The following is an 18083-nucleotide window of genomic DNA, read 5'->3' as shown; positions in this document are numbered from 1 at the left end:
TGGGTAGCGTCGGTCGCGTGACTCTGGGCGGACCGTTCGACCCCGTCGGCGCGACCGGCATCCCCGTTGGCGCCGAGGACGACCACGACGAGATCTTCCCGCTGATCCCCGACGCCGGCTCGTGGGTGCCGCCCACCGGTGTCGAGCGCGAGCTGCGCGAGCACCTCGCCCGCGCGGACGTGGCGGGCTACCTGCGACTGGTCGCCGCGGTCGGCGGCTACCAGCCGGTGCCGCGAGCCGCGGCGGACCGCAACCCGGCGCGGCGCCTGCCGGTGACCACCGCCGCCGACGGCGAGACCGCGACCTACCTCTACACCCAGGACGTGCTGCCGCGCCCGCACCCGCACGTGGTCTACGAGTTCGTCTCGCTGCGCTCGCTGGCCGAGGTGCTCCCGCCGGACGTGGACGTGCTGGCGATCAACCCGAACACCCCGTGCGAGCTGCGGCTGCGCGTCGACCGGGCCGAGCGGGCGCGCTGGGTGGCCGCGCACGAGGAGTGCTTCACCCCGGACCGCACCAACCACCGCCTGGTCACCCGGCGGGACGGCGCGACCGATCCCGAGCTGCTGCACGGGCTGGCCTGCGGGGCCCACCTGTGCGTCACCAACGGCGACGCGTGGAACACCCTGGACTGGCACGGCGCCGGCTACAGCGCCGAGGTGCAGCGCCTCGACCAGTGGTGGGGCGTGCAGGACCGGCAGGGCTGGATCGCAGTGCAGAACCGGTTGCTGCACTGCGACGTCAGCACCTCGGATTGGGACTTCGTGCTGGGCGCGCGGAACTTCCTGGCCGAGGCCGAGGACCCGCGGGTTGACCCGCAGCGCTGGCGGGAGTGCGTGGACAGCACGATCCGCACCAACATCGCGAGCAACGTGCCGGGCACCTCGACCGAACCGGGCGAGAACCCCGACGTGGACTCCTTCGCCGAGTTCCTCTGCGGACTGGTCGGCAAGATCCTGCGCTACGAGGCGAGGTTTCGAGCGGACGAACTGCTGCCACCGGACGGGCGGGTGCGCACGGTCGCGGCCTGGGACCTCGGCCGGGCCTCGAAGATGGCCCGCTGGGGACGCGGCGCGCGCTACGCCACGGAGGGGGAGATGCACCGCGCGCTGCGGATGACCTCGCAGGAAGCGCGATCGCGGTACTCCTCGTGGGCGGAGTTCTCGGCGGGCTACGTGCTCGGCCGCTGCCTGCACTTCGACGAGGAGGCCTTCGGCGACTGGTACGCGGAAGTGCTCCTGGCGCACCGGGTCCTCGTCGCGGAGGACGAAAGCCCTTGGCACCTGGTGCCGTTCGCCTGACCGCCGGCGGGACCGCTCAGCTCGTCGGGGCCAGCCAGAGGCCGGTGAGCGCGTCGACGAGCTGGTCGGCGGTCTGCTGCCAGCTCAGGCGCGCGGTGCCCTCGGCGATGGCGCGCTCCTGCTCGGCGCACATGTGCACCATCAGGTGCCGGGTCATGTCGTTGCGCGCGACCTTCGCGGGCAGCGGGAGGTCCGGCAGGCAGGCGTTGAGGCCGTCCATGGTCCGCTGCAGCGACGGCTGCGCCAGGCTCTCCTCGACCACCAGCGGGCGCAGCGCGGGATCGGTCATCAGCTGCGTGGAGAACCGCGCGAGCGTGGAGTCGCGCAGCGAGGCGTGGTAGTCGGTGGAGGGCCGCACCAGGCAGCCCAGCCAGGACCGCACCGAATCGGCCTGCACGGCCTCCAGCAGCTCCGCGCGGCGCTGCTCGACGGGTCCGGAGTGCTTGCGCACGATGGCCAGCAGCAGGTCCGACTTCGTCCCGAAGTGGTAGCCGACGGCGGCGTTGTTGCCCTGCCCGGCGGCCTCGCTGATCTGCCGGTTGGACACCGCGAACACGCCCCGCTCGGCGAACAGCCGCTCGGCGGCGCTGAGGATCCGCTGCCGGGTGGCCTCGGCCCGGTCGGTTCGCGCGGTAGCTGCGCTCATGGTCACCACCTAGGATTAAGTCAGCTGACTTATCCAGCGTACTCCCACGCGCCGCTCCCGGCCAACCGGCCCGCGCTCCAGCCCCTGCTCGGGAGCGCGGTGGAGCCGCGCAGCGCCACCCGCACCGCCGAGCTCCTAGACTGCGCGCAACCGATCGAGGAGGCCACCATGCCCGACCGGAGCGGAGAGGTCGTCCTCTACTGGCGCCCGGGCTGCCCGTTCTGCGTGAAGCTGCGGCTGAGCCTGCTCGGCTCGAAGCTGCGGTTCCGCCAGGTCAACATCTGGAAGGACCCGGAGGCGGCCGCCCACGTCCGATCGGTGGCCGGCGGCAACGAGACCGTCCCGACCGTGGACGTGGCGGGCCACCCGCTGGTGAACCCCTCGCGCAGGCGGCTGCTCCGCGCGGTCCGGGAGCACGCCCCGCACGCGCTGAGCTCCTCCTAGGAACTGGTCCGCGGCGCGGGGAGCGCTGCGTTCCCGAACGGGGTTCAGGAGGTCAGCAGCGCCGCGTAGCGGTCCAGGTCGACGTTGCCGCCGCTGACCAGGACTCCGATCCGCTCGCCCGCGAGCTCGCCGGGCAGCTGCCGCGCCCCGGCGAGACCCAGGCAGCCGGTGGGTTCGACGACGAGCTTGAGATGAGCGGCGAACAGCCGCATCGCCTCGACGAGCTCGTCGTCGGAGGCGGTGAGCACGTCGTCGACCTCCCGCCGGATGACCTCGAAGGTGTGCTCGCCGAGGTGGGTGGTCTGCGCGCCGTCGGCGATGGTGCGCGGGGTGTCGATGCGCACGACCTCACCGGCGCGCAGCGACCGCCGCCCGTCGTCACCGGCCTCGGGCTCCACGCCGTACACCCGGCACCCCGGCGACATCTCCCGCGCGGCCAGCGCCGAACCGGAAAGCAGTCCCCCGCCGCCGAGCGGCGCGAACAGCGCGTCCAGCTCGCCGACCTCGTCGAAGAGCTCCTTGGCCGCGGTTCCCTGCCCGGCCAGCACGTCCGGGTGGTCGTAGGGCGGGATCAGCGCCAGCCCCTCCTCCTCGGCCAGCGCGCGCCCGATCTCCTCGCGGTCCTCGGCGTAGCGGTCGTAACCGACGATCCGGCCGCCGTAGCCCTTGGTGGCCGCGACCTTCGAGGCGGGCGCGTCGTGCGGCATCACGATCGTCGCCCGCACCCCCAGCAGCTGCGCGGCCAGCGCGATCGCCTGCGCGTGGTTGCCCGACGAGTAGGCGACCACCCCGGCCTCCCGCTGGCGCGCGCTCAACCGGGCGATGGCGTTGAACGCCCCTCGGAACTTGAAGGCCCCCATGCGCTGGAAGTTCTCGCACTTGAACAGCACTCGCGCGCCGACGACCTCGTCGACGATCCGCGAGCTCAGCACCGGAGTCCGGTGCGCGTACCCCTCGATCCGCTCGGCAGCGGCCACCACGTCGGCGAACTTCGAAACCATCAGCCACCTCCGCCCCCGACTAGACCCGACCGCACCGGCGCTGACCAGATCCAATCCGGGACCGCTGGCCCGCCTCCCCGGGCGAGAGACCCCGCGGGACCTCCGCGACCCGACGGCCCCCGGAGCTCAGGAGCCGTGCAGCTCCTCGACCAGCGCGAGACCGTCCTCGATCCACGCCAGCTCGGTGCGGGCGCGGGCGATCAGCCCGTCGTAGGCGTAGATCTTGAAGCGGACGGCGAGCTCGGCGTCGCGCTCGGTCAGCTCGGCGATCCTCGCCGCCAGCGTGGGGTGACTGCGGTCGACGAGGGTGGCCCGGGTCCGCTCGAGCATCGCCAGGTGCTCCTCCCAGTACTCCTGCTGCTCCCGCAGCTGCTCGCGCACCGCCGCGGGGTCGGCGAACTCGAAGTACGCCGCCTTCAGGTAGGCGGGATCCCGGGGCCGCTGCGGCACCAGCGGCGATTCCATCCACGCCCGGAAGTCGGCGAGCCCCGCGTCGGTGACGTGGTACTCCTTCTTGGTCGCCCTCTTCCCCCAGGGCACCTCGACCGAGGCGAGCAGGCCGTCGCGCTCCATCCGGTTGAGCTCGGGGTAGATCTGCGAGTCCGGCGCGTGCCAGACGTGCGCGACCGAGCGGCTGAAGCTCTTCGAGATGTCGTACCCGGTCATCGGCCGACCGGTCAGCAGCGCGATCAGCGCGTATCGCAGCGACAAAGCGGCTCCCTCCCGGCCGATCCACGCTATCCGCCCTTGCCAACTAACTATATCCATAGATAGCTTGTGGCCCACGCAACACATACCTCTCTTCGTAGGGAGTTGCCATGACCCTCACCACCCCTCCGCCGGTGGAAGCGGCAGCACCGACCAAGGCAGCGGCGAAGATCTTCAACCACCCCCGCAACGCCTGGTACGTCGCGGCCTGGGACCACGAGGTCACCGGCAAGCAGCCGCTGGCGCGCACCGTCGCCGGCGTTCCGCTGGCGCTGTGGCGCAACACCGAGGGCCGCGCCGTCGCCCTCGCGGACGCCTGCTGGCACCGGCTCGCACCGCTGTCGAAGGGCGAGGTCCTCGGCGACGAGCTGCAGTGCCCCTACCACGGGCTGCGCTACAACTCGACCGGTCGCTGCACCGGGATGCCCGCGCAGGAGACCCTCAACCCGAGCGCGGTCGTCCCCTCCTACCCCGTGGTCGAGCGGTACCGGTACGTCTGGGTGTGGGTGGGCGATCCCGACCTCGCCGACCCGGCCGGCGTGCCCGACATGCACCAGATGGACGACCCGGCCTGGGCCGGCGACGGCGAGACCATCCACGCCGACTGCAACTACCAGCTGGTCCTCGACAACCTCATGGACCTCACCCACGAGGAGTTCGTGCACTCCTCGAGCATCGGCCAGGAGGAGCTCTCCGAGGCCGAGTTCGACGTGACCCACGAGGGCAGCACGGTCACCGTCACCCGCTGGATGCGCGACATCGACCCGCCGCCGTTCTGGCTGAAGAACATGCGCGACAAGTTCCCCGGCTTCGAGGGCAAGGTCGACCGCTGGCAGATCATCAGGTTCGAGGCGCCGGGCACGATCTGCATCGACGTGGGCGTCGCCAAGGCCGGCACCGGCGCGCCCGAGGGCGACCGCAGCCAGGGCGTCAACGGGTGCGTGATGAACACGATCACGCCCGAGACCGACCGCACCTGCCACTACTTCTGGGCGTTCATGCGCAACTACTGCCTGGACAGCCAGACCATCACCACCCAGCTGCGCCAGGCCGTGCACGGCGTCTTCGGCGAGGACGAGGACATGCTGCGCGCCCAGCAGCGCGCGATCGACGCCAACCCCGAGCACGAGTTCTACAGCCTCAACATCGACGCGGGCGGGATGTGGGTGCGCCAGATCCTGGAGCGGATGCTGGCGGCCGAGGGGCGGCCGTCCGCGGCTCCCGCGGCGGGGAAGGGCGCCTGATGGCGGCCCGGTCCCGGTCCCGCTGGCAGCGGGGGCGAGTCGTCGAGGTCAGCCGCGCGGCCGACGGCGTCCGCCGGATCGCGTTGGAGGTCGAGCACCCCGAGCACGCGACTCCCGGCGCGCACATCGACGTCGACCTGCGCACCCGCGCCGGGCGGCAGACCCGTTCCTACTCGGTCGTCCGGTCCGAGAGCGGCGGCCGCCGGCTCACCCTCGGCGTGCAGCTCTCCCCCACCTCCCGGGGCGGTTCGGAGGCGATGCACGCGCTGGCGGTCGGTGATGAGCTCACCGTCACCGGTCCGGTGCAGAGCTTCCCGCTCGCGGTCGGCGCCGGCCGCTACGTCCTGGTCGCCGGCGGGATCGGCATCACCGCGCTGGTCGCGATGGCGTCCGCGCTGCGCCGCCGCGGCGTCGACTACGAGCTCGTGCTCGTCGGCCGCAGCCGCCGGGTGATGGCCTACCTCGACGAGCTCGGCGCCGAGCACGGCGACCGGCTCCGGGTGCACGCGTCCGACGAGGGCGCGCGGCTGTCGGTGCCCGATCTGATCGGCGAGATCGCCGCGGCGCCGAACGCCGCCACGACCGAGCTCTACACGTGCGGCCCGATCGGCCTGATGGACGCGATCAGGTCGAGCTGGGCCGAGCACGCGCTCCCGCCGACCAACCTGCGGTTCGAGACCTTCGGCTCCAGCGGCAGGTTCGACGCCGAGGAATTCCTCGTGCGGCTCCCCCAGCTCGACCGCGAGGTCGTGGTCGCCCCGGACACCTCGATCCTGGACGCCCTGAACGCGGCGGGGGTGGACGCGCTCTCGGACTGCCGCAAGGGCGAGTGCGGGCTCTGCCTGGCCAAGGTCGTCGAGGCCGACGGCACCATCGATCACCGCGACGTATTCCTCAGCGAAGCCCAGAAGCAGCGGTCCACCGAGCTGTGCCTCTGCGTCTCCCGCGCGGTGGCGGGCAGCACGGGCGACCGAGCCTCCGTCACCCTCCACCTCACCTGATCCGGGCGCACCGGATCCGTCACCTCGGGACACCTCCATGAACATCACCGAACGCATCGGCGCGGCTCGGATGTCCGGCTACCAGTGGCTGGTCGTCGCGCTCTGCACCTTGATGAACTGCCTGGACGGCTTCGACGTCATGGCGATCGCCTTCACCGGCCCGGCGATGACCGACGACTTCGGCCTGACCGGCTCCCAGTTCGGCCTGCTGGTGTCGGTCGGCCTGATCGGGATGGCCGTGGGGTCGATGCTGCTCGCCCCCTTCGCCGACCTGATCGGGCGTCGCCCGCTGATCCTGATCAGCCTCGCCCTCGGCACCATCGGCATGTTCGGCGCCGCGATGGCCGGGTCGGTTCCGGTGCTGGGCCTCTTCCGGCTCGTCACCGGCATCGGCGTGGGCGGAATCCTGGCCAGCAGCAACGTGATCGCCAGCGAGTTCTCGAACGCCAAGAACCGCGGGCTCGCGATCGGCATCTACACCGCCGGGTACGGCATCGGAGCGACCGTGGCGAGCCTGGTCGCGAAGTCCGCGGTGGGCGGCGACTGGCGGATCGTGTTCTACGCGGGAGGTTTCGGAACCCTGCTCGCCCTGGTCGTCGTCGCCGCGCTCCTGCCCGAGTCGGTCGCGTTCCTCGAACAGCGCCGCCCGCGGGGTGCCCTGGAGCGGATCAACCGGACCCTCGCGCGGATGGGGGCGGATTCGGTCAGCGAGGCCGACCTCGACCGGGCGGCGTCCGCCCGGGCGGACGCGGGGCGGACCAGCGCGGGCTGGCTGAAGCAGCTGCTCGCCCCCACGGTCCTGCTCTGGATCACCTTCATCACCATCATGTTCGGCTTCTACTTCGTGAACAGCTGGACGCCCACCCTGCTGGCCGAGGAGGGGCTCTCGGAGAGCGCCGCGGTCACCGCCGGGATGGCGATCTCGATCGGCGGCACCGCTGGCTCGGTGCTCTACGGCGTCGCGGCCCGGGTTCGCGCGCCGCGGGTCGTGCTGATCGGGTTCTCGCTGCTCTCCGCCGCGATGATGATCGTCTTCATCCTGAGCACCTCGACGCTGTGGCTCGGGTTCGGGATCGGCGTCGTCGTCGGTGCGCTGATCAACGGCTGCATCGCCGGTGCGTACACCGTCGGCCCGCCGCTGTACCCGTCCAACGTCCGCAGCATCGGCATGGGCTGGGCCCTCGGCATGGGCCGGATCGGCGCCATCCTGTCCCCGACCATCGCGGGGATGCTCAAGGACGCGGGCGCCTCGGCGACGCAGCTCTACGTCGGCGCCGCGGCGGTGGTCGCGCTCTGCGCGGTCGCCCTGGTCGCGCTGCGCCGGCACGACCCGGAGTCCGCCCCGGCGGCCAAGGCACCCGCCACCGCCTGAGGCATCTCCCGGGACGAGGGCGCGGGCCGATCGGAATCCGACCGGCCCGCGCCCGCAGTCCGAGACCCGGCACGAACCACGAGGAAGCGCAGGACGGGAACGAGGATGAGCGGCGACGCCGATCCGGCGGGAAGCAAAGAACCGGCCACCTTCCGGGATTCGGAAGGTGGCCGGTTCGAGGAGAGCCGCCTGCGGGAATCGAACCCGCGACCTACGCATTACGAGTGCGTCGCTCTGGCCGACTGAGCTAAGGCGGCAGCGCGCGGTCAAGTGTAGCGGGTGACCTCGCGCGGCTCGCGCAGGGGCCCGACCCGCGGACGACCCTCACCACCTGGGGCTTCTCGACCGCTCCTCACTTCGCGCGACCGGCCCGTCACCGATGCGGGCTGTGATCGTTGCTACTTTCAGCGGGAGTGATGCACACCACGTGGAGTGAGGGGATCGACCGATGCGCGTGCTTCGCCGTCTCAGTGCCTGCGCCGCGGTGACGCTGGCCCTCGCCGGCTTGTCGGCACCCGCCGCGCTGGGGCAGTCCGAGATGCCCACGACGCCCAGGCCGCACCCCGTCGACCCGGACCAACCTCCCGGGCGCGCGTTCCCCGACTTCCCCCGGCCGGTCCGCGGGCAGGCTGGCACGATGTTGGGCATCGTGCGCCTGCTGCCGAAGACCGTGCCCGGCGACTCGATCTACAACAACCCGGAGTTCGAGAAGCTGCTGCCCGAGCAGTCCGCCCTCGAAGCAGGGCTCGGCCGGGCGGTCGCCCAGGTCGACTCGGAGTCCTACTTCGCGCACGAGCACGCCAAGGCCGACGCCTCTCCGTTCGGCGTGGCGATCAACGGCAACGTGCCGCAGCCGCCCGGCGGGCTGTCGCAGACCGCGCTGCCCGACCACGCCGAGCCCACCACCTCCTCGCTCGCCCCTCCGGAGAACCCCGGCGACCGCGCGGTGCGGCTCAGCGGGCTCGACGGGAGCGTGCACGCGCGCTGGGGGGATCGGACCGGGCCGTGCGTGTCCGACCAGCTCTCCGACGCGCGCTACTCGCTCGGCCAGGGCTCGGCGGTCAACGGCCTGCCCGGCGGCATGGGCGACTCGCTGCTGCAGGTGCCCGCGCTGGCCGAAGCGCACTCGAACGTCTCGCTGACCCCGGTGGACGGGCTTCCCGGCAAGGCCGTGCGATCCACCTCGGAGCTGGAGCTCTCCCAGGTCAAGCTGTTCGCCGGCTCCCCGCAGGAGGTCACCGTCGAGGTGGTCAGCGCGCCGGAGCTGATCGCGACCTCAACCGGCAGCGAGGACACCTCCACCGTCGAGTACACCGCCCCGGTCCTGCGCGTCACCCAGGGCGGGGAGGAGCTCGGCACGATCGACGCGGCGAACCCGGCGATGGACATCCCGGTGCCCGGACCCGAGCCGCGCGTGCTCGACGCCGGCGTGATCAAGCTCAGCCTCGGCGCGATGCAGCAGCACAAGAACGGCAACGAGATCAGCGCCTCGGCCCGGCTGTTCAACCTCGACCTGCTCAGCGGGAAGGCCGTCGGCCTGCCCACGCTGGCGCAGATCTCCTTCGGCGAGCAGGTCGTGCGCGCGGTCGCGCCGGAGAACGGCGTGGACTGCAGCGCTCCCCCGCCCGCCACCGGCGGTTCCGGCGACGGCCACCAGGCCGCGCCGGCGGGCTGGATCGACCCCGACGATCGGCAGCTGGCGCTGACCGGGGCCTACCACGTCGTCCCGCTGTTCTGGGCCGGAACCGCGCTGCTGCTCATCGGCTCGGTCCTGGTCGCGGCGCTGCCCCGCAGGAAGTCCTAGCCGGCGCCCGGGGTGCTGCTCACCCGGTGTGCAGCGTGGCGAGCATCGCCTCCACGGCGATCAGGGGTTTGACGTTCTGGCCCAGGGCCGTGCGGCAGGCGAGCACCGCTTCCAGGCGGCGCAGCGCCGACTCCGAGGTCCACTCGCTCGCCGCCTTCGCCGAGGAGCGGGCGAAGTCCGGGTGGTTGAGCGCCGCGCCCGAACCGGTCTTGGTGATCAGCACGTCCCGGTAGAAGCCGGCCAGGTCCACCAGCGCGAGGTCCAGCGCGTCGCGCTGCGAGCGGGTGGCGCGGGACTTCTGCCGCTTCTCCAGCTCCTTGAGCGCCGCGTTGGCGCCCTTGGTGGCCTGGGCGGTGCCCTTGCCGGTGCCGCCCGCGCCCATCGCGGTCTTGAGCTCCTCGCGCTCGGCCTCGTCGCGCTGCTCGTTGGCGGTGACCGCCTCGGTCTCGGCCAGCTTCACCAGGCCGCCCGCCGCGGTGAACACGTCCGCGAACCGGCCGATGCCCAGCGGAACCCGCAGCACCGACTCGCGCCGCTCGCGGGCCTGCTCGTCGGTGGCCAGCCGCCGAGCGCGCCCGATGTGCCCGCCGCAGACCGAGGCCGCCCACTCGGCCAGCTGCGGATCCACGCCGTCGCGATCGCGCAGGACCTCCGCGATCGCGTCGGTCAGCGGCGTGCGCAGCTGCACCACGCGGCAGCGGGAGCGGATCGTGACCGAGACGTCCTCGGGGTGGTCCGACGGCGCGCACAGCAGGAACACGGTGCGCGGCGGCGGCTCCTCGACCGCCTTGAGCAGGGCGTTCGCCGCGCCCTCGGTCAGCCGGTCGGAGTCTTCGATGAGCACCACGCGCCACTGCCCCGTGCTGGGCCGGCGCGCGGAGGCCTGCACCAGCGCGCGCATCTCGGCCACCGAGATCGACAGGCCCTCGGGAACCACGACCTTGACGTCCGCGTGCGTGCCCTGCAGGACCGTGCGGCAGGCGTTGCAGCGCCCGCACCCCACCTGCTGCGGATCGGAGCACTCGAGGGCCGCGGCCAGCGCGCGCGCCGCGATCGAGCGGCCGGAGCCCGGCGGTCCGGTGAACAGCCAGGCGTGGGTCATCGCGCCCGGCGGGACGTCCTCCCCGGCCGCCTGCCTCCGCGCGGCCTCGGCCGCGGTGAACAGCACGCGCCTGGCGTCGGGCTGGCCGACGACCTCGGCCCACACGCCGGTACCGGGAACCTCCGGTGCGTCGGTGGGCATCGGTTCGCCTCCCCGCCTCGTGCGCTGGTCGCCGCCAGCTTAGGGGCCCGGACCGACGGCCCGGGCCCGCGGGTCACTTCGACGAGCTCGACGACTTCGAGGTCGACTTGCTCGCCGCGCTGGACTTCGTCCCGGTCGACTTCGCGCCGGACTTGGCGGGCGTGGACTTCTTCGGCGCGCTCTTGGCGGTCGTCGACTTCGAGGCCGTGCTCTTCGACGAGGTGCTCTTGGAGCTCGACGAGGACGTGCTCTTCTTGGCCGGCGCCTTCTTCGCGGGCGCCTTGGCCCGCCGCTCCGCGAGCAGCTCGACCGCCCGGTCCATGCTCAGCTCCTCGACGCTGTCGCCCTTGCGCAGCGAGGCGTTGGTCTCGCCGTCGGTGACGTACGGGCCGAACCGGCCGTCCTTGATCACCAGCTCCTTGCCGGTGTCCGGGGCGGTGCCGAGCTCCCGCAGCGGCGCCGCCGCGGCGCGCCTGCCCCGCTGCTTGGGCTGGGCGTAGATCTTGAGCGCCTCGTCCAGCGTGATCGAGAAGATCTGCTCCTCGGTCTCCAGCGAGCGCGAGTCGGTGCCCTTCTTCAGGTACGGGCCGTAGCGGCCGTTCTGCGCGGTGATCTCGTTGCCCGACTCCGGGTCGGTGCCGACCACGCGCGGCAGCGACAGCAGCTTGAGCGCGTCCTCCAGGGTCACGGTGTCCAGCGACATCGACTTGAGCAGGCTGCCGGTGCGCGGCTTGGACTTGTCGCCCTCGGGCAGGACCTCGGTGACGTACGGGCCGAACCGGCCCTCCTTGGCCACGACCTCGTGGCCGGTCCCCGGATCGGTGCCCAGGCTGCGGCCCTCCATCGGGGTGGCGAACAGCTTCTCGGCGATCTGCAGGGTGAGCTCGTCCGGCGGCAGGTCGTCGGGCAGGTTCGCCCGCTGCGAGGACTCGTCGGCCAGCGTGCGCTCCAGGTACGGCCCGTAGCGGCCGACCCGGACGTAGACCGTGCGGCCCTCCTCGTCGTCGAACATCGGGATCGAGTTGATCGCCCGCGGGTCGATCTCCTCCACCGAGGACCCGACCAGGTTCTTCAGCCCACCAGCGCGGCCGATCGAGCCCTCCGGCCCGACGTCGCCGCCGAAGTAGAAGCCGTTGAGCCAGCTGGTGCGCTCCTCGCGGCCCTCGGCGATGCGGTCCAGCTCGTCCTCCAGCGCGGCGGTGAAGTGGTAGTCCACCAGCCTGCCGAAGTGCTTCTCCATCAGCCCGACCACGGCGAAGGCGATCCACGAGGGGACCAGGGCCGAGCCCTTCTTCCACACGTAGCCGCGCTCCTGGATCGTCGAGATGATCGACGCGTAGGTCGACGGGCGCCCGATGCCCAGCTCTTCGAGGTTCTTGACCAGGCTGGCCTCGGTGAACCGGGGCGGCGGGTTGGTGGTGTGCCCGTCGGGCTCCAGCTCCGGCGCGGTGATCGCCTGGTCCTGCACCAGCCGCGGCAGCCGGGACTCGGCGTCGTCGGCCTCGCCACCGGCCTCGGCGTCGACCGCCTCCACGTAGGCCTTCAGGAAGCCCTGGAAGGTGATGGTGCGGCCCGAGGCGGCGAAGGTGCACTCCTCACCGCTGGTCGCGTTGCCGGTGATGCGCACCGACATCGTGGTGCCCTTGGCGTCGGCCATCTGGGAGGCGATGGTGCGCTGCCAGATCAGCTCGTAGAGCTTGAAGCCGTCGATGTCGTTGCCCAGCTCCGCGGCGACCTCGCCCGGCGTCCGGAAGCTCTCCCCGGCGGGGCGGATCGCCTCGTGCGCCTCCTGGGCGTTCTTGACCTTGCGGTTGTACTGCCGCGGCTGCGACGAGACGTACTGCTCGCCGTAGAGATCGCGGGCCTGGTTGCGCGCCGCCGCCAGCGCCGTCTCGGACAGCGTCGTGGAGTCGGTTCGCATGTAGGTGATGTAGCCGTTCTCGTAGAGCCGCTGCGCGGTGCGCATCGTGCGGTCCGCCGAGAAGCGCAGCTTGCGGCTGGCCTCCTGCTGCAGCGTGGAGGTCATGAACGGCGCGTAGGGCTTCCGGGTGTAGGGCTTCTCCTCGACGCTGGAGACGTGCAGCCGCGCGTCCTCCAGGCCGGCGGCCAGGGCGCGCGCCTCGGCCTCGGTGAGCACCCGGCTGTCGTTGTTCTTCAGCTGCCCGTCGGGGCCGAAGTCGCGGCCGGTGGCCAGCTTGGCGCCGTCGACGGTGACCAGCCGCGCGCCGAACCGGCGCGGCGAGGCATCGGCTCCCGCGTCCATGGTCGCGCCGATGTCCCAGTACTCGGCGGGCACGAAGCGGATGCGCTCCCGCTCGCGCTCGACGACCACGCGGGTGGCCACCGACTGCACGCGGCCCGCCGAGAGCTTCGGCATGACCTTCTTCCACAGCACGGGGCTGACCTCGTAGCCGTAGAGGCGGTCCAGGATGCGCCGGGTCTCCTGCGCGTCGACCAGGTCCTGGTCCAGGTCGCGGGGGTTCTGGGCGGCGGCCTGGATGGCGGACTCGGTGATCTCGTGGAACACCATCCGGCGCACCGGCACCTTGGGCTTGAGGGTCTCCAGCAGGTGCCAGGCGATCGCCTCGCCCTCGCGGTCACCATCCGTCGCGAGGTAGAGCTCGTCGACCTGCTTGAGGGCGTCCTTGAGCTCGGTGACCGTGGCCTTCTTGTCCGAGCTGACCAGGTACAGCGGCTCGAAGTCGTTCTCCACGTCCACGCCGAGCCGCGCCCAGGCCTGGCCCTTGTACTTCTCGGGCACGTCCTTGGCGTTGCGGGGCAGATCGCGGATGTGCCCGCGCGAGGACTCCACGATGAAGTTGGAGCCGAGGAAGGAGGCGATCTTCTTGGCCTTCGCCGGTGACTCCACGATCACCAGGCGGCGGGCAGCGGAGCCAGCAGACTCCGAAGCCCGACCGGCCCCGCCGCCGGCCTTCTTCGTCCGTGTCGTCCCAGCCACGCTTACCTGCTCTCTTCTTCCGGAAGCATCCCTTGCGCCCGGTTCGTGTTCCGACAAGTTCCACAGTGTGCCTGCTGCACGCTGTTGTGCCGCACCGGGAAGGCACAGGGTTGCACATAACACGCCGATATTCGCCGACGTCTTGCAAGACGAACGTATCGGGTCACCGCCGGGTTCCGTTTCGTGACCTGGCGTGATGTGCGTCAAGCCGGTCAGGAGACCAGCGGAATCATTCCCTCGATAGCACCATCGGGCAATGGTCCGACGAGCTCCGAGAGCCGCGCCAACCTGCGCCTTCCGGTCACGCGCAGCGCCGGCCCACCGGCTCGAACACCGATGGTCCTGGCTGGTATTCCGCAGCGGCGCAGCGCCTCGGCGAGGGGTTCGTGGGTGTCCGGGGCGTGCGGGTCCAGCCCGAGCCGGTAGCCGGTGTGGTCGGCCGAGCCCGCGGTCAACGCCCAGATCCGCAGCGCCCAGCCGTCCGGGGCGAAGCCCGCGGGCACCGATTTGACCGCGCCGCGCAGCCAGTGCGCCGCGATCTCGGTGAGGTCGGCGCGGAACGCGGTGCGCACCAGCGGCCTGCCCTCGTCGGATCGGGCCAGCTCGGCCTGCACGCCGCGTTCCGCGCAGGCCGAGGCCAGGCAGCGGGCGCGCCACTCGGCGTCCACGACGACCGACAGCCGGGCCGCGGTGCCCCTGCCGAAGCCGACCGCCTGGCCGGGGCCGCACAGCATGCCCGCGAGGTCGGCCACCGCCGGGAGCCGAGCCTCAGCCGAGTAGAAGGACAGCTGGTCCACGGTCGCCGATGCTAGAACAGCAGTTCGAGATTATCCACCACATTGCCCCCATCGATCGACTAGAACCTCGGCGGAGCCCCAAATTCCCTGGTATTCCGCCCGCGAAAAACGAGGGAAATCCACGGGCGAAAACCAGGGAACTTCAAGCCTCACTCGATCGGGTGATCAGCCGGGCTTGTCGGCCGGTGGTTGCTGCGGCGGCGCCGGCTGCTGCTGTTGGGGCTTCTGCTGGAAGAACGGCTTGCACTCCGGAGCCCGCTCGGCGGCTCGCTTGAGCTCCGGGGTCTGCTCGAGCTTGCCGAACTTGCCGGCCAGGTCGATCTGGTTGCTCTTCTTGAGCTGGTTCTGCAGGGCGGCGACGCCCTCGTTGAACTTCTGCTTGTCCCGGACGTCGATCTGACCGGCCACCGCGCGCGCCTGCTTCAGCACGTCGCGGACCTCGCCGAAGCCCTGCTGGAAGCTCTGGTTGACCTCGTCGGCCCCGTTGATCGGGGCGGGCCCCAGGCCCTTGAGGCCGTTCACGGTCTCGTCCGCGGCCCCGCTCGCGGCGTCCAGCCGCGCCGAGATCGAATCCTTGACCGTCTGGGTGTTGGTCTTGTCCACCGGCGGCAGCTGCTTCTGCTTCTGCGAGAAACCGGTGACCAGCCCGCACATCTTGCCCGCCCACTGGACCTGCTCGGTGGTGGGAGCCTTCGGCTCCGGAGCGCCCGCCTGCGGAGTGCCGCAGGCCGACAGCGCCAGCGGGATCGCGGCGAGCACCGCCACCGACGTCCTACGGATGTTCATGCGCACTCCTCGGAGTTGCTTGGCCCTGCAGCCCGGACTCTCGCACGACGACGGGCGCCACCCCTGAACCGGGGTGACGCCCGCTCACCTGCGATTTCTCCTAGCTCGGTGCCCCGTTGACCGCCTTGTCCGGACTCTCCGACTCGGCGATCGCGGTGGAACGCCGCTTGGAGATCACCACCGCGGCCACGATCACCGCGACCGAGACCACCGCGATGACCACGCGGGTGGTCTGGTGCACCGCCGAATCGCTGACCACGAAGTAGACCACCGCGGGAGCGATCAGCACCGACACCAGGTTCATCACCTTCAGCAGCGGGTTGATCGCCGGACCGGCGGTGTCCTTGAACGGGTCGCCGACGGTGTCGCCGATGACGGTCGCCGCGTGCGCCTCGGAGCCCTTGCCGCCGTGGTAGCCGTCCTCGACCAGCTTCTTCGAGTTGTCCCAGGCACCACCGGAGTTGGCCAGGAAGATCGCCATCAGGGTGCCGACGGCGATCGCGCCGCCCAGGTAACCGGCCAGCGCGCCCACGCCCAGGCCGAAGCCCACGGCGATCGGCGCCAGCACCGCGAGCAGACCCGGCGTGGCCAGCTCGCGCAGCGAGTCGCGGGTGCAGATGTCGACCACCCGGCCGTACTCCGGGCGCTCCGAGCCGTCCATGATCCCCGGCTTGTCCCGGAACTGCCTGCGCACCTCGTAGACCACCGCGCCGGCCGCGCGGGAGACCGCGTTGATCGCCAGGCCGGAGAACAGGAACACCACCGAAGCACCGATGATCACGCCGACCAGCACGTTCGGCGCGTAGACGAAGAACTCCTCGGTGGAGAGCTTGCCGCCCAGGTCGGCCAGCGCTGCGCTGATCGCATCGGTGTAGGAGCCGAACAGGGCCGTGGCCGCCAGCACCGCGGTGGCGATCGCGATGCCCTTGGTGATGGCCTTGGTGGTGTTGCCCACCGCGTCCAGCTCGGTGAGGATCTGCGCGCCGTCGCCCTCGACGTCACCGGACATCTCGGCGATGCCCTGCGCGTTGTCGCTGACCGGCCCGAAGGTGTCCATCGCGACGATCACGCCGACGGTGGTCAGCAGGCCGCAACCGGCCAGGGCCACCGCGAACAGCGCCACCGCCAGCGACCCGGACAGCAGGAAGGCGCCCAGCACCGCCGCGGCGATCACCAGGGCGGTGTAGACGGCCGACTCGAAGCCGACCGAGAGCCCGGTCAGGATCACCGTGGCCGCACCGGTGAGCGCGGACTTGCCGACGTCCTGCACCGGGCGGTGCTCGGTGGCGGTGAAGTACCCGGTCAGCTTGAGGATGACCACCGCGAGCAGGATGCCGATGATCACCGCGACCAGCGCGATCAGCGCCGGGCTGCCCTCGGTGCCCCGGATGGTCTCGTCGACGCCGGTGAGCTCCGCGAAGGTGCTCGGGAGGTAGAGCATCGCGGCGATCGCGCACAGCACCGCCGAGATCCCGGCCGAGATGTAGAACGAGCGGTTGATCGCCGTCAGCGCGCTCTCGCCGCTGCGCGCCTTGGTGATGTAGACGCCGATGACCGCGGTGATCACGCCGATGGCGGGCACGATCAGCGGGAACAGCAGGCCGTGCAGGCCGAACGCGGCGGTGCCCAGGATCAGCGAGGCCACCAGGGTCACCGCGTAGGACTCGAAGAGGTCGGCGGCCATGCCCGCGCAGTCGCCCACGTTGTCGCCGACGTTGTCGGCGATGGTGGCGGCGTTGCGCGGGTCGTCCTCCGGGATGTTCTGCTCGACCTTGCCGACCAGGTCCGCGCCCACGTCGGCGGCCTTGGTGAAGATGCCGCCGCCGACTCGCATGAACATCGCCAGCAGCGCCGCGCCGAAGCCGAAGCCCTCCAGCACCCGCGGGGCACCGCCCGCGTAGACCAGCACCACCAGCGAGGCGCCGAACAGGCCGAGGCCGACGGTCATCATGCCGACGACGCCGCCGGTGCGGAACGCGACCCGCATCGCCTTCTCGCGGCCCTGCCCGGTCTCCTCGCGCGCGGCCGCGGCCACCCGGACGTTGGCGCGGGTGGACAGCCACATGCCGAGGTAGCCGATCGCCGCCGAGAACGCGGCGCCGAACAGGAAGAAGATCGAGCGGCCGATGCGCTCGCCGATGGTCTCGGCGGGCAGCGCGAACAGGACCAGGAACACCGCGACGGCGAAGATCGCCAGGGTGCGGAACTGCCGGTTCAAGTACGCCGAGGCACCTTCCTGCACGCCTCTGGCGATGTCCTGCATCTTCGACGTGCCTTGCCCGGCGGACAGCACCTCCTTGATCAGGACGTAGCCGAAGGCCAGCGCTGCCAGGGCGATCACCATGACGACGCCGACGACCGCGTAGTCGCCGCCGGCGAGCTGGATCGCTCCGTGGCCTTGGGCGAGGTCCGTCCGGGGCGACGAGCTCGGTGGTGCAGCGCCCTGGGCCCAGCTGTGCTGGACCGGGGTGAGCAGGGACATCCGTCCTCCTGGGTTGTGCTCGGTTCAGCACCGGAAGACCCGCACGCACTCACCGGGCTCCGATGCGCGGTAGGCGGCCCCGCCCGGTACGGCCGGTAGTCGTTCGATGGCCGTCCGTGGCGACGTCGTGGGTCGGGAGTCTATTCAGACACAGAGTGGCTTACCTCACGGTGTGATACGTAACTCTCGACGACGTGCGCATTCGTTACCGAATGATCGATCCAGACCGGCGCTTGATACCCCGAACGGACAAATCTCGATTTGGACCGATCGGGGGACGTGATGTAAGGGACTC

The 18083-nt window shown here is 71.4% G+C and carries 14 protein-coding genes and 1 tRNA gene; 6 read left to right on the top strand and 9 right to left on the bottom strand.

Translation table 11 applies throughout. The features are described from left to right. The first annotated feature begins 17 nt into the window (after positions 1 to 17). A complete protein-coding gene (locus ACFQRI_RS06750) occupies positions 18 to 1301 on the top strand; it encodes a DUF1266 domain-containing protein (RefSeq protein WP_380665644.1) in 1284 nt (427 codons plus the stop codon). 16 nt (positions 1302 to 1317) lie between these two features. Here ACFQRI_RS06750 and ACFQRI_RS06745 read toward each other — a convergent pair whose 3' ends face one another. Beyond that, the gene (locus ACFQRI_RS06745) at positions 1318 to 1947 is read right to left on the bottom strand and encodes a TetR/AcrR family transcriptional regulator (RefSeq protein ID WP_380665642.1); all 630 of its coding nucleotides are present in this window, start codon (positions 1945 to 1947) and stop codon (positions 1318 to 1320) included. A gap of 99 nt (positions 1948 to 2046) precedes the next feature. Between ACFQRI_RS06745 and ACFQRI_RS06740 the strand changes: the two genes are divergently transcribed. Further along, the gene (locus ACFQRI_RS06740; protein WP_380665640.1) at positions 2047 to 2391 is read left to right on the top strand and encodes a glutaredoxin domain-containing protein; all 345 of its coding nucleotides are present in this window, start codon (positions 2047 to 2049) and stop codon (positions 2389 to 2391) included. 44 nt (positions 2392 to 2435) lie between these two features. Here ACFQRI_RS06740 and ACFQRI_RS06735 read toward each other — a convergent pair whose 3' ends face one another. Continuing rightward, entirely contained in the window at positions 2436 to 3392 is a 957-nt protein-coding gene (locus tag ACFQRI_RS06735) for a threo-3-hydroxy-L-aspartate ammonia-lyase (RefSeq protein ID WP_380665638.1), read from the bottom strand. Between the two features lie 126 nt (positions 3393 to 3518). Continuing rightward, complete coding sequence (locus ACFQRI_RS06730) at positions 3519 to 4103, bottom strand: PadR family transcriptional regulator (protein ID WP_380665636.1); 585 nt, start codon at positions 4101 to 4103, stop codon at positions 3519 to 3521. 107 nt (positions 4104 to 4210) lie between these two features. Between ACFQRI_RS06730 and ACFQRI_RS06725 the strand changes: the two genes are divergently transcribed. From ACFQRI_RS06725 to ACFQRI_RS06715, 3 genes are read left to right on the top strand one after another with little or no spacing between them, the layout of a single operon-like run. Further along, positions 4211 to 5344: an aromatic ring-hydroxylating dioxygenase subunit alpha gene (locus tag ACFQRI_RS06725; protein ID WP_380665634.1), complete on the top strand. Its 1134-nt coding sequence runs from the start codon at positions 4211 to 4213 to the stop codon at positions 5342 to 5344. Continuing rightward, a complete protein-coding gene (locus tag ACFQRI_RS06720; protein ID WP_380665632.1) occupies positions 5344 to 6345 on the top strand; it encodes a PDR/VanB family oxidoreductase in 1002 nt (333 codons plus the stop codon). The genes ACFQRI_RS06725 and ACFQRI_RS06720 overlap by 1 nt, the downstream gene beginning before the upstream one ends. Positions 6346 to 6382: 37 nt before the next feature. Further along, entirely contained in the window at positions 6383 to 7717 is a 1335-nt protein-coding gene (locus ACFQRI_RS06715; protein ID WP_380665630.1) for an MFS transporter, read from the top strand. A gap of 183 nt (positions 7718 to 7900) precedes the next feature. On the opposite strand, the gene ACFQRI_RS06710 is transcribed toward ACFQRI_RS06715, so the two are convergent. Then, positions 7901 to 7974 (bottom strand) — tRNA-Thr (locus ACFQRI_RS06710). 191 nt (positions 7975 to 8165) lie between these two features. On the opposite strand from ACFQRI_RS06710, the gene ACFQRI_RS06705 reads away from it, so the two are divergent. Further along, positions 8166 to 9521, top strand: a complete 1356-nt coding sequence (locus ACFQRI_RS06705) for a hypothetical protein (protein WP_380665628.1) — start codon at positions 8166 to 8168, stop codon at positions 9519 to 9521. 19 nt (positions 9522 to 9540) lie between these two features. On the opposite strand, the gene ACFQRI_RS06700 is transcribed toward ACFQRI_RS06705, so the two are convergent. From ACFQRI_RS06700 to ACFQRI_RS06680, 5 genes are all read right to left on the bottom strand, one after another. Then, complete coding sequence (locus tag ACFQRI_RS06700) at positions 9541 to 10764, bottom strand: DNA polymerase III subunit delta' (RefSeq protein WP_380665626.1); 1224 nt, start codon at positions 10762 to 10764, stop codon at positions 9541 to 9543. Between the two features lie 73 nt (positions 10765 to 10837). Beyond that, positions 10838 to 13723, bottom strand: coding sequence for a type I DNA topoisomerase (gene topA / locus ACFQRI_RS06695; protein ID WP_380665624.1), 2886 nt, complete (start codon positions 13721 to 13723; stop codon positions 10838 to 10840). Positions 13724 to 13935: 212 nt separating this feature from the next. Continuing rightward, positions 13936 to 14520 (bottom strand): hypothetical protein, encoded by a 585-nt coding sequence (locus ACFQRI_RS06690; RefSeq protein ID WP_380665622.1) that lies wholly within the window; start codon positions 14518 to 14520, stop codon positions 13936 to 13938. Between the two features lie 165 nt (positions 14521 to 14685). After that, on the bottom strand, positions 14686 to 15306 hold the full coding sequence (locus ACFQRI_RS06685) for a hypothetical protein (RefSeq protein ID WP_380665620.1): 621 nt from the start codon (positions 15304 to 15306) through the stop codon (positions 14686 to 14688). Positions 15307 to 15406: 100 nt separating this feature from the next. Then, positions 15407 to 17788 carry a sodium-translocating pyrophosphatase gene (locus tag ACFQRI_RS06680; RefSeq protein WP_380665617.1) on the bottom strand — a complete coding sequence of 794 codons (2382 nt, stop codon included), beginning with the start codon at positions 17786 to 17788 and terminating at the stop codon, positions 15407 to 15409. Positions 17789 to 18083: the final 295 nt, after the last annotated feature.

Source organism: Saccharopolyspora griseoalba (genome assembly GCF_042665275.1).
Lineage (GTDB): Bacteria > Actinomycetota > Actinomycetes > Mycobacteriales > Pseudonocardiaceae > Saccharopolyspora > Saccharopolyspora griseoalba.
Note: the sequence above shows the minus strand (reverse complement) of the source record. Positions and strands in the feature narration are given on the sequence as shown.